Source organism: Paenibacillus sp. JT31N11 (genome assembly GCF_056269285.1).
Genome location: NZ_JBWDNQ010000004.1, coordinates 42,190 through 57,831, shown reverse-complemented (window position 1 = coordinate 57,831; position 15,642 = coordinate 42,190). Strand labels below are relative to the sequence as shown.

Below are 15,642 nucleotides of genomic sequence, written 5' to 3'. Positions count from 1 at the left end.
CGTTGTTTTAGTCCAATCCGTTCTCTGCATCATCTTTTATTGCATTCACCCACACCTCGACCACATCTGCGTCAATGCGATATAAGGTATTTGGGAGCGCGCCAAGCATACGCTCGATGGCGTCCATATAGGCTGCATGAACTGTGACAATACGTTCAATGACACTTCGTTCATCATGCTCCGTTGTTGATGTTTGCAATAGCCTGGCATGAGTGCTCCCCATGCCCTGCAATAGGGATAGGATGACCTCACCGGCCTGTGCAGGATAGGCTGCAGTGAAAACGCCTTCCCGAATACCTTGTTGTACGATCTTGTTCAGCAGCGGCGCACGATGTGTAATCACCGCCTCGTTCACTTTTTCACGGACTACGGCGTTCGCATCGTTGTACCAAACGCTCTGCAGCTTTACCAGCTCTTTCTTGTGCTCTATTCGCTTTTGATCAAACGCGTTAAAGAAGCCCTGCAGTTTTTCGGTTGCAGACAGTTGAGGATCATTTACGATGGGAAGGATCGGCTTTTCCGACTCTATATTTATCCGCTCAATAAAGGCCTCCAATAACCCTGGCTTCGAATCAAAATAGTGATAGAACGCCCCGCTGGAAATCCTTAGTTCAGACAAAAGATCCTGAATAGTCATCTGCTCATAGCCTTTGGTAAATATGAGCCGTTGAGCAGCATCGAGTATTTCATTGCGTTTCTTGGCATATTCATGTTCTTTAACAATACGTGCCATAAGTTCCTCCTTCTATATATTTATATTTAATAAACCGATTCTCTCTCTATTAATTAATAAAATTGTATCATATCTTGCCATAATATCAAGACCTGCGGTTTCGGCCGCAATTCTCCACTCCTATCGGCCTTAGAGAAGGGATGAAGCATTCGTGATCCCTTCCCCGGGTGGCGCACTGCTTCAGAACATCCACTGTCGTGCTTCTTTAGTTCAGCTTCCTTCTGAAGAGGGACAATATTAAATGATTGATATTGTTTATTTATCAAGCTTATTAGAGATCTCTTTGAGGACCGTCAAAACATTATTAAGAGCTATTAAAATAAAGCCCAATAGAACAAAAGCAACAACTTCCTGAGTAAAAAAAGAAATAACCCCTAATATACCAGCGTACATACAATAAAGAAAAATTTTCATTATTACCTCCTGTTGTCGTTATAGTTGGTCCATGACTAATCTCTTCTGTCTGTTTGTGTAAAGATTCTGCCGGCTAGTTCAATCATACCGATTTTCTCCAGACCCGTGAATAAAAGTTTTTTTGGCTCACCTCAACTTAGATATCCGTAAGCTGCATTTTTTGCCGGATTTGTGGGGGAGAGGCGTTTGAAGGAATGGTTCGTTCACGTGTATCACATAGCACGGAGGCCCAGCCTTTCTCCGGATGATGTAAGATTACCGGTTGGCACTCGCCGCCGGACAGCCGGATTACGCCGGGAGGAGGTCGCACAGCTTGCGAATATCGGCAAGATCCCTCGCGAAAAAAAGCAAGGGATCTCTTTAACTCAACTAAAACGGATGTCCACATATGATGTGTAACACTATATGAAAATACAGCAGAAGCATGGCTTGTCAACGAAACTTGTAAATTTATATTATATAATTTGTACAGAAGTATATCTATTTAATTCCGCATAATTTAAGCGTAATTCCACTGGTCTTCCTTGGTGAAGTCTCCCCATGGATCGATGCCGTCGTAGCCTCCGACGTACAGGACCTTGTCGCCGCGAACAATCCATTCCATGCCGTGCTCCGTCTCCCATTCGCAGTTGAGTTCCATATGCAGGACGGGCTCATCGGCGTTTACAGGATTCGGTATGATGAAGGTGAGCGGCGTAATATGGTTGAGCACGTCTCAGGCCGACTCATAAACTGTGAGCTCCTCACCGATATATTCGAGAAAAAAGTCGCTGTACCTGATTGATGCTTCACAAAGCCGGACAATTAAATCATCGCTGAAAGCATTAAAATAAGTAATGCATGACTCCGCATACCCGATATGCTCCTCGTCGTCCATAGTGACCGACACTTCCTTGTTGAACAGCGGGGAGAATACGTCCGCTCTTACGAAATAGCCGTCTTTTCGAATATTGTTCAGCATCTCGCAACCTCCATCGATTCTATTTCAATCCTAATAGTAGCATATTATGGAGTGCGCAAGCACCGTGCTGTTGAGCGAAGGGCTGCCGCGCGGCAGCCACTCGGAATGCACTATCGGGCCCATTGAAAATCCCCTTCAGTCAGCAGAGCACTTCTACTGTAAATCCTCCTGGTGCTTCGACATAAACGGTGTAACCATGTGCTTGTTGGGGAGGCTTCACATCAAAGCCATCCTCTTTTAAGCGTTGATTGATCGCATTCACTTGTTCTTCATTTTCCTGGGGGAATCCAATATGGAAGGTTTTCGGATAACGGACTTCTTCCCCTTTCATTAAAGTCAGGACGAAGCCATCGTCATCAAACAACGCCGCAAAGCTGTTTCCTCGGGTGCCCCCGCATGTCATGCCAAAATAAGTTTCCAGAAACGTCCGAGCAGTTGAGACATTCGTAACGGTTAGATTGAGATGTTTGATTTTCATTTTCCCACCCTCTCCTCAATTCGTTCTTGAACCGTGTTTCATCCTCATTATATTACCTTCATGCAAGTGGCAGGGTTTGGGTAAAATCACCTTAAATTATGTATCTTTTAAGCAGATAATCCGTCACGTTTCTTGAAGGATTTTGAATGAACTGCTGGAGATCGCGGACGCGCTTAGTGTCGCAAGTTTAGATTCCTTATCTCTCATGTACCTCAATAAAATTGTCCATGAAGGATCAAAAGGCCTTCGGGGTGATTGTCTGCCCCTGCATGGTCCCTTCGAGTACCTTAATATAGGCTTGCGCCACGTCAATCGCAGATGTTCCATTTACATTTTCCAATCCAAGATTCACCCGTAAATCCTTGCTCATGCTCGCCAGTGATTCCTTTACCCAGCCTGGGCTGACGATATTTAATCGAATTCCACGCGGCAGCTCCGCCGCCGCGGCACGGACGAAGCCTTCAAGACCATTGTTCACAAATGCGCTTACCGCACTGCCGGGAATGAGGTTCTCGAACATATTGCCGCTTGTGATTGTAATGGATCCCCCATCACGCAAATGATCGACTGCGCAGCGTATGAGAGCAACCTGTCCCAGCACTTTGCTCTTCATACCATACGTGAAGTCTTCTTCTGAAAGAAATTCAAGTGGAGTCAATTTGCCGCTTCCAGCTGTGACAACGACTGCGTCGACATTGTGCACCTCCGCAAAGAGCGCATCAATAGAAACTGAGTCCTCCAGATCCACTTGAACCGCTCCTTTACGCGATGCACGAACAACTTCATAATTTTTTTCTTCAAGAGTATTGGCGACCGCGTTGCCGATGGTTCCCGTGGCTCCGATCACGATTATTTTTTTGGGATTTTGCGATTTTCTTAAATGTAACTCCTGGTTATTCATATGAATTCCCCTCCTTATTCTTGTGCAACAGGTATCATCTATCTTCTGCTCAGGCTCACCCAATAAACTGATAATTTCATCCTCCGTCTTTGCTTTAAGATCGTAATTATCTAACAAATTATCCACCCTGCTATTTCGTTTCCCGGGATTATCTAACCAACTGTTTGAATTAGATTGATTTTGACACACACAAAGAAATAGTGACATATGCAGCCGAAAATCCGGCCATGTTTCGCGGTATCGGATGTGCCAGACGGAGCTAAATGGATGGTTGCGCCGTCTTTTGGATGGATGAATATACAGCATGAATTATTTCCTTTGAGCGGCATAAAGGAACCGACAGTAACCGATTTCAGCAGCATTCTTTATAAGTTCAAGATTTAGCCAGCCTGCAAGCGCATGAAATGGCTTATCGGTGAAAGGCCATCTTGTTCGATCGTTAGAAACAAGTTCATCATCCAACAACTTGGCCACTGCAGTTTCCCATTCATGACGCAAGTGTGTGATTCTCTCCCTCGTTTCGATGATGTTGCCAGGACAGCTAACATCCTCACGCGTTAATGTTCCTTTTCCAAAGGAATAGTCAAGAACCATTGTCCACCAAAACATGATATGCCATGTTAACCAAGCTATACTTGCCGGTCCAATATCGTAAGCCTCTGATTCCGGCCAATCTGCGCGCCAGACTCCTGATTCATTAAAAACATGAAGCCCCTTTGAAGCGGGTCGCCACAGATACTCTTCATCTTCAAGGCCATCGAGATGAATCTCTAGCATTCTCCATGAGATTTCAAACTGGAAATGTAGTGTATGCCGGATGCAGTCTGTTGTGCTTTGACTATTTTTATCGTTCATAGCTGCTCTCCTCCGATTCCTATGTCAATAAAAAACAAACATTTATTAAAAATGTTTGCTTAATAACTAATATTTTATCAAAAAGTCTATGTATCGACAATGCTGACAAGCAAACATTTTATCATGATTTTTTCAACCACTCTCCTCTCATTAGCTCAATCATCGCCAAAAAAAGACGAAAAAGGAGCTGCAGAGGCAGCTCCTTTTTCGTCTTTTTAAAACTATCGTGCCGGGAAAGTTTAATTGTACTTTCCGATAATCAGCTTATTGGGGTTAAAACAATCCCCGGCGAATGAGATTAGCCGTCACGGGGACTTTGCCCGCTTCCCTCGACCACACGGACAATTGGCCGATATGGTGGATTTCATGGGCGATGACATGCCGCATGACTTCTCCATATTTGAAGGTAACGGGTTCCCCCTTTGGCGTTAATTCCGTTAAATCCTTCGAATCCATTTCATCGGTCCACGACAGGACAAAAGGACGGACTTCCTCGTGAAACCTGGCGGATAAATCTATCACCTTCTGCAGACTGGCATAGGGTTCGAATGGCTCCGTGAACTCCGGCTTCATTTGCAGACCGGATATCCAGCTGAATTCCACATCCACGATATGAAACAACGTGTGCAAAATGCTTCCGATCCCGCCTGTCCGCTTCTTGAGCAGTTCTTCTTCAGAAACGTCTTGGCACCAAGCGAACCAGTCTTGCCGAACTTGCCAGTTATACTCGAATAATTTCAACATCTGTTTTGCCTCCTAATACAGCCTGAATTTGAAAGCATAAAAAAGACCACGGGCAATCAGCCCATGGCCAGAATAGAGCGGACACGCGCACGGCGTATCCTAAACACACATCTGTTCCGTAAGAGGGGCTAGTTGCGGCATAACATCTATGCGGTTTTTTTTCATAGCTCCCACCTCCTTTGTCGATGCCATAATCTTACATGATGATTTCCGGTGCGTCAACCTCCCATATTTTCTTCATTAACTTTAACTTTTCTATCGGATCAGATGTTTAATATACATAACACCCTTCTCAACTGAAGTCTCTATATAACCAACGATTTGTTCAAAAGTAAACACACTCAACTGCTCTTTAATTGAGCTTTGTTCATAATTCATATCTTCAAATACCTCAGGTAGAAATTTTTCTATATCTTTTTCTGAGACTTCTTCTAATTCAACGATTTCAACCTCTTTTGCAATCACCTGGGTAAAATTGTTTGCAACGTTGTAATAAGCCAATAACTTTCCATTTAACAAACGGAAATCATTGTGATATCGATCCAAAACGTCCCTGTCGTTTTCAAGTCTATTCTTTAACCAAGGTATAAAGAAGCCCTTTAACCATATATCATCAGCAATTAAATGTGTATAATAACCCAATATATAATTGGTATGCTTATGGGAGCTATATTTATTTATGAATTTTTCATAATCAATACTCCTTGTGTAATCACTATGGCTTCCGGCAAAAAAATGGGATAAATCTTTAGGAGAAACTGCATCAGGTACAATGCCGCCTAACAAAAATGCCGGTTTATCTTTTATTGAAAAGTGGTCGGCTATTTGATTAGCAATAATAAGGTGTATCATTCTCGAACCCATTACTTGCTGGCCCCCTCAAGAAGAATATTATGCTCCGCCCAAATTAATCATGATGCCCTAGCTGAAGCTAAGCAAGATAGCTGGGATTATCAAAGTAAGAAGTAAGATAAACCCCAATGTAACTGCAAAGCCAATAAGTACATTTACCCAAAATGGGCGTTCATGTTCTTTCGAATCCAACATTTCAATTTTTGTTTCGAGTATAATAATCCGCTCCTTTAGCGCCTGTATTTCTTGATCTTCTGCCAAATGATCCACCCTCCCTATAGAATCAATATTCCGCTTTCGTTTCCGTTAACCGAGCGAGGGCCGCCGCGCGGCAGCCTTTAATACTCAATCATCGCTTGAATTTATACAAGGATCCCCAATAAGAAAACTGTAAAAACGATACTGCTTGCAACCAGCATAAATCCGCCTACCTTATAGCTCAAAGATGTACCAAAATCGTTGGGGTATTTTTTTGAAATTAACACTGTTGGCAACCAAAAAATGATAGCGGCTATAAACGGAATGTGAAAACCCTGATCTCCATTCGTATATATATCCCAGTTGAACAAGTGAAACAGATAATGGCTTATCATGAAGTCGTTTTGAAATTTAAAATTAAATAAAAATCCCGAAATTAGAACAAATAATGCAATTGATCCCGATCCAAACGATCGTTTTATTGTCAAATCAATTCGCTCCCTCAGCGTATGGGTTGATTTAACCTTATTATAGTCATTACCAGTTAAATCTGAACCTCAGTCTTTATTTATTCTAATAATCGCTTTTTTAAATAATTCAAAAAACCTACAGCGTTTATTGAAAGAACACATGAGATCAAGATCCAAACCATAACCCGGTCTGATTGATAATAAGTTAATTTAAGAGAACTCATGAAGTGATATCTCAGAAAAGCAATAATAAATAAAAGCAATGAAATAAATACCACAAAAGAGACACTATGATAAATAATCTTTCCCCTGGACATCGTCAAACCTCCTCCGCTTCCGCAACCATTTAGTTCTTTATAAAAATCTTTGTTTCTTCAATCAGATCACGCAGCTCATTGAAGGACTTTTCCAAAAAATCCTGATCCTCTGTGACTAAACTGACTATATTATTTACTCTCCTGGAGTATTGACTTGGTGCCATTCCAAATGAATCTGCAATTGCAACAGCCCCTTTTTCGTTCATCAAGTAGCATTCGTTAACTGCGAACAAGACCTGATTCAAACAGGATATCGACCGAAAACAGCACCCGGCGATGTATGCCAGATCTGTTTTATACATCCCCTTTCTCCCATTATCAAGTGCAAAAGCCGCTTCCCAAAAAAACTTGTGAATCATTGCCTTTTTCAATTCAGGCGGATACGGAACCGTTCTTGTCTTCATTTCTCCAATAGTACCGGAAGGATCCCATAATACTTGGCATAACGCGATCTCCGAGAAATAAATCGAGTTGATGAATCCATGCGGATGCCCCGGCTGATAGTCAACAGTAATTTCTCCCGAGCGACATTGCTCGATCACGTCAGATACCTTGTTCAGATCGCGATATAGAAAGTCAACAGGATAATGATTAACAACCAGCCAGCCGCCACCATTGATCCACGGCCCCCAGCCGCCGATCTCCGTAACCAAGTTATGTCTGCCAGCATCATCCATACCGGCGGCTAGCTGTTGAAGCCCAGGAATATCTAATCTGCTTCTGGAATCGTAATATATGCCAATATCGATATCTGAGTTGTGAGTATGGTTCCCTCTGGCTCTTGAGCCGCCAAGAACAATAGCCCTCACGCCGTTTATTTGCTTCAGACCGTTAACAAGCATAGAAATTGTATTCTCAAGTTCCATAGACCCTCCGTGGTTGGCTATTATATTTTCCCCTAATAAAAAAGGGGAACGTGTGCTTCAAGCTATATATAATTTCCAGCTCAGTCACCTTCTTAACGGATTTCCCAGACTAACGCTTGTACCAGGTTGGTACAGCGCTTTCAAAATTCCGGTGATCGTCCAGCACTGTACGGATGCGGGCCATCATCGAATCGAGTTGTGCCGGCACCACCTTGAGCGTCCAACTGATCGTTCCGAACATAATCAGCGCCGAATATAGCGCATACAGGCTCCAGAATTTTTCCGGAATCTTTCCACTAAAATAACCGTCGATTTGCCCAATCGAGAACGGAATGCTGACCTCGCGGCTGAAGTAGGCGATTTTCAGAAAATCGTGATACGGGTCTCCCCAGTCGTATCGGTTGAAATCGATCACCGCCGCATAAGCGCCTCCATACACGAGTAGATTGCCAGGATGAAAGTCGTCGTGCTGAAACCGGTTCGGACGACCCTCCAATAGCGGCAAATGCCCTTCGATAAAGGCGACAACCGCATCCTCCTCAGGCAGCCTGACCCCACAGCGGCGGTATTCCGCCAATTGAAGATTGTGCTTCGCTATCCTTCGCATTGACCACGCTTCCATGTCCTCAGCCGCTTCCACTTCGTGCATCATAAGCAGCTCCCGTCCGGCATCGACGCCTACGTTGTACTGTTCGTCAGCCGTCATTAGCGGCAGCCTCTCGGAAGCGTCTTCCCCCTCGACATAACGCAAAACCATGTAACATAAATCAAGCGCCTCGACCGTACCGAATGCAACTGGCTCCGAGGTTCGGACGCCGAGGCCGTGTATGCGGCCTACCGCCTCAAACTCCCTGCGTTTGCGTTTACTCTGATTGAAAGCGGCAGTACGAAGCACGTAAACCGGTTTGTCGCTGCCTTCGTAAACGAGATATTTCCCATCATAAGAGAAGCCTTTATGAATCTTTGAGACGTTCGTCGCCTTGCACAACGCCGGGATATATTCCCGGACTTCGGTTATTTGCATCGTGATGCTCCTTTTGGGAATTTGATATACGGTATTGTATTAACTATATTATTTCACTTCTAAGGTTCCAAGACTCTTTTGCCATTTTTAGCAGTGCCTGACTAACTAAAAAAAGATGACTTGATTTTTTTCCCTGTTTTATTCTATCTTCTACTTCCAAGTTACAAATCAGCTTGTCAATAACCATTATAAACCTGCGCCCTGCAGCTGCAATAAAACCGAAACGTGCAAGTCTGGCTATGTACGTCCTGATGGGTTTCTTCAACCTCGACCCTGCTGCGCCACCATAGAGCCTCACTTGAAAGAGCTGATTTAGTATAAGTCCTCCGCACAGCAAGCTTATGTATTATATATTTCAAATTCACATGCTCATTACACCCTATTTCCTGGCCAAATTTATGGAGAGTGTACCATAAAAACGATGTTGAAGCTTTCACGATACCAAGGAAGAATTAAGGATATGATACAACCACCAATATAAAAGAAAGGGAAAACAACAGGTAATTAGTATTAATATAACAATAGCTTTGCTATTTAATTGTTTCCTCATCTATACCCTCCTTTGGCTAACATCGTGGCTTATCCCTGGTTCGGTTTGCCGCGTTCTTTCACACTTTTCCCATTATGAATCCCTGCATATTTATTATAGAGTTTTTTTCTGTGACCATCTATTCGAGGCAAGTTCAATGCTCTATAATTTGCGTAATAGCTGTTGTTTAAGGGCTTGAGGAACTTCTCTGAACGACATAATTTTTATTTTAGGAGGGAGCAAATGGAAGTTTTTGCAGAATATTTGGGGCATATTGATAACCCGCAGCATCGGACCAGAACGGAAGAAGTTTTGACTTGGGTAACGAAGAAATTTCCAAATTTAATGCCAAAATTTGCGTGGAATCAGCCTATGTTTACCGATCACGGCACATTTATTATAGGCTTTAGCGTAGCCAAACATCATTTGGCTGTTGCCCCGGAAAGAACAGGGATTAATCATTTTTCTGATGAAATTGTGCAGGCTGGCTATGATTACACCAAGGAGCTGGTACGTATCCGGTGGGATAGTCCGGTTGAGTTCTCACTACTGGAGAAAATGATCGAGTTTAATATTTTGGATAAGACGGACTGTTCCACTTTCTGGCGAAAATAAGAGTTATAAGTTCCCTTGAACTATATTGAATGCCATGAAGAGCTGGAGCTGCTTCATTCCGCACTGAGAAAAGAAGAGGTGTACAGGCTCTAAAGCCCGTACACCTCTTCTTTTTCATAAAACTGGTTTAACGGATTCTAATGGCAAAGGTTTTTGTGTTCGTTGCACCTTGATCATCTGTAACGGTCAGCTCAACTGTATAGTTTCCTTTTTTCGCATAAGCATGTGTAGCCGTTTCGCCGCTGCCTGTTGATCTGTCCCCAAAATTCCATTCATAGGAGACAATGCTGCCGTCCTCATCGTAGGAGGCAGTGCCATCAAACGTTACGTCACGCTTGCGCTGAGCTGCATTGGGTCCTTGAATTAGCGCTACAGGTGCAATGTTTGGAGGAGCCGGCTCTTCCCCGTCCTCTGATACATACACTCTGCCAAGGGCCGTTGCTTCAATTTCATTGCCTGCGGCATCCCATACTCTAACGACAATGACTCCACCTTCAAGGCGCAGCGACGCCGGAGTTATATAGGCTCCTTCGTAATGACCGGATGTCGTTTCGGTCATCGCGGTTTCGTTGAAACTGGACAGAGTGTTTCCTGGCAGTTCGATACGGAAGGAAGCGGAAAGACCGGGATCACTGTCAAAGGATACATAGACCGCTTCCCCTACTGTGAGATGCATATCCGTGAGCGGATTCAAATTCGTGATCACCGGTGAATTCCAGTCTGCAATCACCGTACGAGAAATCGTCGTTTCATTGCCTGCCAAGTCCGTGGCGGTTACAGTAATGACATTCTCACCCGGATTAATCAATATCCGGTGAACAAAGCTGCCGTCTTCAGCAACCTCAGCAGACTCACCGTTAACGGTAAGTTCACTTAGGAATTCATCCGTTACTGTACCACTGACGGCATACGCCTCTGCATTCGTTTTCTCTCCATCCTCAGGAGAAGTCACTGCCAGTTCAGGCGCCGTTTGATCAAGTGTTACAGTGACTGGCGCAGAGCGGTCAGTTACCTCTTCACCGACCAATACCTCAGCGGTCAGGACGTTCTCACCGGCATTTAAGTCAATCGCCGCTTCAAATCGACTGTCTTCTATTAATGCTGTTCCTGCCTCTTCTTCCCCGTTATAAATGACAACGGTAGATCCATTGGCAGAAGAAGTACCGGTAATGGTAATGCGTTCTTCATTGGTATAAGTATCCTCAGCCGGTGATGTGAAGACTGGAGCATTGACCGGATACTGTACAGCTGCGCGGATCATGTAATTTCCTTCTTCTACAGGGGAAAGTGACCATACACCGCTGACCAATTGCCAATTTCGCCCAGAGACAGTACTGCTTTCGTCTGTACCAAGTCCTGGCGCATTCGGATCCGGCTGCGTCTGGATGTAGACGATGTAGAAATCACCTTCAACCGATACCGGTTCAGCAAACTCGACCACCGTCCACTCATCATTGCGAAGAGCTGTTCCATCAAATGGTCCGGCGAGCTGACGTCCAGGGGTGCCATCCGGTCCCGAAGCATCATATACGGCATACTTGAATTCTGTCCCTCCGGGTACAGGCCATTCCGTATTCCAGAAACGGAAGGAGGCTCCGGTCACTTGAGCCGCTTCAGATTCCGGTGTCATCCGAACGGCCCATCCATTTCCTGCAGCATAAAACGCATGAGCATTTTCCGCTGTGCCATCATCGTAAGCAATTTCGCCTGCATGGCCGATAAATGGCTTCAGATCAACATCCTGCGTTACAGTGCCGTTTGCGGGAACATCGACTGTTATGGATTTACTGTAGTAATCCAGTGCGGAAATGGACAGGTTATATTCTCCTTCATATACGGTAAGCGCAAATGTTCCGTCTTCCCCGGAACGAACTGGAGCTACCTGTGCATCCTCCATCACCATGATAACCGCGTCAGCAATCGGTTCGCCAGTACGTTCATTCCTCACTGTACCCGTAATGGTGCCCTGGGGAATAGCCTCCAATTGGAAGTTGACTGAACGCGTCTGCCCATCCGCAATGGTTACCGGTACCGTTTGTGGATAGTATCCATAGGATTCCACCTTCAGATTGTAATCGCCTGCCACATGATTGAAGCTGTAACGGCCCGTGTAGGGATCTGTGCGTACGGAACGTCCGGTTTCAACCACGGTTACCGTCGCTGGAACAGGAAGACTGAAGATCCCGACCTCATCTTCTTTGGAGACGGAATCGCCTTGTGTCGAAATGCTTTTGCTTGCAGCAAAGTCACTTAATACTGGCGCAGAAACGTCTCTTAATACAGGAGCTTTCTCTACAGCCTTTTCTTTGACCGTTTCGGAGTTTTTATCGCTTGCTGTAGATTCAGGAGCTTCGACTGCAAGTACCCGGAAATCATCCAGATACCATCCTGCATTCGTCACACTGCCGTCTGATGTGAATCTGAATCGTACCTGAACCTCGCCTCCAACGTAGTCATTTAAATCAATGAATACAGGTGACCACTGTTTTCCTTCATTCGGATCGGAGAAATAAGCGATCTCCGTCCAGGTTGAACCACCGTCAGCTGTTATTTCTACGTATGCATCATCATAGTTTCTCTCGATTTCATACCATTGGTTAAAGGTAAGAGCTGCATTGCTATTTGCAGTCAAATCAATAACAGGCGATACCAAGGAGAAGTTGGCGTCATTCTCATAGGTACTGTCGAGATCCGTTCCCCATACATTAGGCGGACTCACAGCGGCAGCCGGCCCAGGCGCAGAAGGGACTCCTCGTTCCCATTCATCATGCGTGCCTGAGTGCGTCCAGCCGTTATCGTCTGCACTGTCAAACGAATCACTGAAGATCGTTTCAGGCACTTGAACATCTACAGAAATTTCGTTGGAAGCCGCGCTTTCATTCCCGCTGTAATCTTTTGCCTTGACTACATAATAATAAGTTGCGGCGTCTCCTTCAATCGTGATGCTGTCCACATAAGTCGTGTCAGCAGTCGTTCCGATAAGCTCATAACCTGAGCCTGAAACATCAGAACGGTAAACATTGTACTCTTTCAAATCTTCCTCTGCCGGAGCAGTCCAGGTCAGGGTGACGTCACCAAGAACAGAAGGTGTTCCCGTCAACTCTGTCGGGGAAGCCGGAGCCTCTTCATCTGGCAGCTGCAAGGAGAAATCGTCAATATACCACCCTTCGCCTTCAATCGAACTATTGGAAGTCAGCAAGAAAGCTATATATACTTTTTGACCCGCATATGCTGTCAAATCGATATATTGGTTGACCCATGCCTCGCTGCTGCCGGTGAAAGTAAGCAGCTGTTCGAACTCATAGCCGCTGTCTTCCGTTGCGATATAAACACTTCCAAAATCGCCGTTATCTTCTAGGTCATACCATTGTTTAAAGGATAACAGGCCGCCCTCCGGCACATCAACCAGGTTGATTGGCGGTGCGATTAAGGCCGTGCTGGAGCCCGGTGCATAAGTGCCCGTTAAATTCGTTGCCATAACACTGTCACCGGAATATGCACTTCCAGGACCGCTTTCGGGAGTTCCCCATACCCATGGGTTTTCGAAGTCTGGCAGGAATCCAACAGAATTGCTTTCAAAATCTTGGAAATAACCAGGTTCAATTCCTTCCAGTACGGTTACAGAATATACTTTCGTATCATAACCGTTATTGCCGTAATCGTTGACACGAATGTAATATTCAAGTCCCGGTTCTTCAATGAGTGAAGCAGGAATGACTGCCCGGTAAGTCCCGTTTAACCCATCTCCGGAAGTGAGCTCCGCTGGTATGTAACCATAGAGACCCGTTCCTTTAATTCTAGCAAATACGCTGACATCCGTTACTCCTACATTATCGCTCGCACCTATTGTAATTGCGGTATCAAGTCCCGCATAAACGGTCTCAACTACCGTGTGCTCGAGCTCAGGCGCTGTCAGATCATCTCCATCAATGGTTACGCGGCCCGTTACAGATCCAACGCCTTGAAGGACAGAACCAACCGCATCAAGCGCATTTACGATACCATGTCCATAACCGTTGTTAGGCGAATCCGGAAAATTGCTATCGGTTCTTTCCGTCGCCGTTTCCGTCAAGATATCTTCCAGATCGTCTACAGTGAGCGAATTATTGGCTTGCAGCAAGAGCGCTGCGATCGCTGTTGTATGAGGGCCAGCCATTGACGTTCCGTTCCAGCCGCCTTCATAACCGCCGCCAGGAACAGATGAACGGATGTTTACACCTGGCGCAGAAACCTCAGGCTTGATCTCGCCATAAGGAGAAGGTCCTTGAAGTGAAAAATCTGCCAGGTTGCCGTTAACATCCGTAGCCCCGGTAGCGAACGATTCCGGATAGTTGGCCGGGTTTGCAACAGATCCAGGTCCGCCGGGATTGGTTATTGTAGTATTGCCTGCAGAAAATTCAGGGAAAATCTGAGCATCCCGCCAGGCTTGTACGATCGGACGGAACCACTCGTCGATGCCTGGACCTCCGCCCCAGGAGTTGTTTACAACATCCGGCGCAAGTTCAGGGTGAAGATTCCCTTCTTCATCAACCGGAGCAAGCAGCCACTGCGCACCGTCGAGGATGATGGCATCCGTTGTAGATGGATTAAAGATCCGGACCGCCATCCATTTTGCACCGGGAGCAACGCCTATAATATTGGTGCCATCCTCTTCCGCACCGACCATCGTACCCATCGTATGCGTTCCGTGACCCTCAGCATCCGTCGGCATCGAAGAACCGCTGTGCGGATCGTACCAGCTGAGCTCCGGATCCACGACATTGCCACTGGCATCCAAACCGCGCCACTTGCTTGCCAATGCAGGATGCGTATATTCAACGCCTGTATCCAAGTTAGCTACAACAATACCGGAACCATCGATTCCCTGTTCCCATATTTCAGGAGCATTGACTTGGGCAATGTTCCACTCGATGTTTTCAGGGTCAAAATCTGAGGCTTTTGCCTCGGAGCCCTTAACAGCAGTAGAAGAACCGCCAGCTGTAGCGCTTGCCTTTGGTGTGGAAGCATTCTTGTCCACGGTAACTTCCTGGAGAAAGCGTTCTTCGTTCGGAAGAATTTTATCAATTCCGGGCTGGAGAGCGAGTTCTTCCATTACTTCCTTCGTACTGGTCACAGCCAGGGAGTTGACGATAAAGAAGCTCTTGTATTCCTTAACTCCTCCTGAAGCCTGCTGCGCATCCAGATACTTTTGAATCGGGATTTGAGTACGGGTTGCAGCCTCTCGAAGCGTATTTACGACTGATGTCCTTGCTGACTTCTTCGCGGCCGCAGGTGTTGCCTTTTGAGCCGTTGCGAGTTCAAATGCCTTCTGAGCAGCAAGTCCGGTATCTGCCTGCTCACTTAATTTGACGAGATAAGTCACGTACTTGTCTTCTTCAAAAAGTTTGTTCAGCTTGGAATCTACTTTCGCCGTAATCAAATCCGGGGAAGCAGATCGCAAATCGACTTTGTCTGATGCCGCCGCTGCAGGAGCAGCGCCAACCGGAATAACAATAGACACTGCCAGGAGGAAAGCCATCCCGAGTGAGAACGTTCTTTTAGTTTTTTTCGCTGTGACCAAGTCTACTACACTCCTTTAAAATGGAATAGAAAACGGTAGGATCTTCTCCAAATTTTTGGAATACATTTTTGCTTACAGCAATAACAAAACTAGTACTCTTAGAAACACCAAATAAACCACTAACC

General features: G+C 45.4%; 13 protein-coding genes and 1 pseudogene. 1 reads left to right on the top strand and 13 read right to left on the bottom strand.

Features of this window, described 5'->3' with window-relative positions; translation table 11 throughout:
• Positions 1-7: 7 nt before the first annotated feature.
• The 12 genes and pseudogenes from AC0YNV_RS16220 to AC0YNV_RS16165 all read right to left on the bottom strand — a co-directional run bounded on the left by AC0YNV_RS16220 (position 8) and on the right by AC0YNV_RS16165 (position 9,078).
• Entirely contained in the window at positions 8-733 is a 726-nt protein-coding gene (locus tag AC0YNV_RS16220) for a TetR/AcrR family transcriptional regulator (RefSeq protein WP_475768993.1), read from the bottom strand.
• 255 nt (positions 734-988) lie between these two features.
• Positions 989-1,147 (bottom strand): hypothetical protein, encoded by a 159-nt coding sequence (locus tag AC0YNV_RS16215; protein WP_475768992.1) that lies wholly within the window; start codon positions 1,145-1,147, stop codon positions 989-991.
• A gap of 499 nt (positions 1,148-1,646) precedes the next feature.
• A pseudogene (locus AC0YNV_RS16210) lies at positions 1,647-2,108 on the bottom strand (DUF6985 domain-containing protein).
• A gap of 139 nt (positions 2,109-2,247) precedes the next feature.
• Complete coding sequence (locus AC0YNV_RS16205; protein WP_475768991.1) at positions 2,248-2,586, bottom strand: VOC family protein; 339 nt, start codon at positions 2,584-2,586, stop codon at positions 2,248-2,250.
• A gap of 235 nt (positions 2,587-2,821) precedes the next feature.
• Positions 2,822-3,487, bottom strand: a complete 666-nt coding sequence (locus tag AC0YNV_RS16200) for a short chain dehydrogenase (protein WP_475768990.1) — start codon at positions 3,485-3,487, stop codon at positions 2,822-2,824.
• Positions 3,488-3,796: 309 nt separating this feature from the next.
• Entirely contained in the window at positions 3,797-4,342 is a 546-nt protein-coding gene (locus tag AC0YNV_RS16195) for a DinB family protein (protein WP_475768989.1), read from the bottom strand.
• A 273-nt stretch (positions 4,343-4,615) separates the two neighbouring features.
• On the bottom strand, positions 4,616-5,086 hold the full coding sequence (locus AC0YNV_RS16190; protein WP_475768988.1) for a DinB family protein: 471 nt from the start codon (positions 5,084-5,086) through the stop codon (positions 4,616-4,618).
• Between the two features lie 255 nt (positions 5,087-5,341).
• Positions 5,342-5,950, bottom strand: a complete 609-nt coding sequence (locus AC0YNV_RS16185; protein WP_475768987.1) for a zinc dependent phospholipase C family protein — start codon at positions 5,948-5,950, stop codon at positions 5,342-5,344.
• Positions 5,951-6,007: 57 nt separating this feature from the next.
• Positions 6,008-6,199, bottom strand: a complete 192-nt coding sequence (locus AC0YNV_RS16180; protein ID WP_475768986.1) for a hypothetical protein — start codon at positions 6,197-6,199, stop codon at positions 6,008-6,010.
• A 753-nt stretch (positions 6,200-6,952) separates the two neighbouring features.
• Positions 6,953-7,789: a nucleotidyltransferase domain-containing protein gene (locus tag AC0YNV_RS16175; protein WP_475768985.1), complete on the bottom strand. Its 837-nt coding sequence runs from the start codon at positions 7,787-7,789 to the stop codon at positions 6,953-6,955.
• Between the two features lie 109 nt (positions 7,790-7,898).
• Entirely contained in the window at positions 7,899-8,813 is a 915-nt protein-coding gene (locus AC0YNV_RS16170; protein WP_475768984.1) for a phosphotransferase family protein, read from the bottom strand.
• A 43-nt stretch (positions 8,814-8,856) separates the two neighbouring features.
• A complete protein-coding gene (locus AC0YNV_RS16165) occupies positions 8,857-9,078 on the bottom strand; it encodes a hypothetical protein (RefSeq protein ID WP_475768983.1) in 222 nt (73 codons plus the stop codon).
• A 507-nt stretch (positions 9,079-9,585) separates the two neighbouring features.
• Here AC0YNV_RS16165 and AC0YNV_RS16160 point away from each other — a divergent pair.
• Positions 9,586-9,957 (top strand): iron chaperone, encoded by a 372-nt coding sequence (locus tag AC0YNV_RS16160; protein WP_475768982.1) that lies wholly within the window; start codon positions 9,586-9,588, stop codon positions 9,955-9,957.
• 127 nt (positions 9,958-10,084) lie between these two features.
• Here the strand turns inward: AC0YNV_RS16160 and AC0YNV_RS16155 are convergent, their stop codons facing one another.
• The gene (locus AC0YNV_RS16155) at positions 10,085-15,517 is read right to left on the bottom strand and encodes a S8 family serine peptidase (protein ID WP_475768981.1); all 5,433 of its coding nucleotides are present in this window, start codon (positions 15,515-15,517) and stop codon (positions 10,085-10,087) included.
• Between the last annotated feature and the right edge of the window lie 125 nt (positions 15,518-15,642).

Bases quoted from the DNA above. Each gene is read 5' to 3' on its own strand.
- AC0YNV_RS16220 (WP_475768993.1), bottom strand. From the start codon at position 733: ATGGCACGTATTGTTAAAGAACATGAATATGCCAAGAAACGCAATGAA.
- AC0YNV_RS16215 (WP_475768992.1), bottom strand. From the start codon at position 1,147: ATGAAAATTTTTCTTTATTGTATGTACGCTGGTATATTAGGGGTTATT.
- AC0YNV_RS16205 (WP_475768991.1), bottom strand. From the start codon at position 2,586: ATGAAAATCAAACATCTCAATCTAACCGTTACGAATGTCTCAACTGCT.
- AC0YNV_RS16200 (WP_475768990.1), bottom strand. From the start codon at position 3,487: ATGAATAACCAGGAGTTACATTTAAGAAAATCGCAAAATCCCAAAAAA.
- AC0YNV_RS16195 (WP_475768989.1), bottom strand. From the start codon at position 4,342: ATGAACGATAAAAATAGTCAAAGCACAACAGACTGCATCCGGCATACA.
- AC0YNV_RS16190 (WP_475768988.1), bottom strand. From the start codon at position 5,086: ATGTTGAAATTATTCGAGTATAACTGGCAAGTTCGGCAAGACTGGTTC.
- AC0YNV_RS16185 (WP_475768987.1), bottom strand. From the start codon at position 5,950: ATGGGTTCGAGAATGATACACCTTATTATTGCTAATCAAATAGCCGAC.
- AC0YNV_RS16175 (WP_475768985.1), bottom strand. From the start codon at position 7,789: ATGGAACTTGAGAATACAATTTCTATGCTTGTTAACGGTCTGAAGCAA.
- AC0YNV_RS16170 (WP_475768984.1), bottom strand. From the start codon at position 8,813: ATGCAAATAACCGAAGTCCGGGAATATATCCCGGCGTTGTGCAAGGCG.
- AC0YNV_RS16160 (WP_475768982.1), top strand. From the start codon at position 9,586: ATGGAAGTTTTTGCAGAATATTTGGGGCATATTGATAACCCGCAGCAT.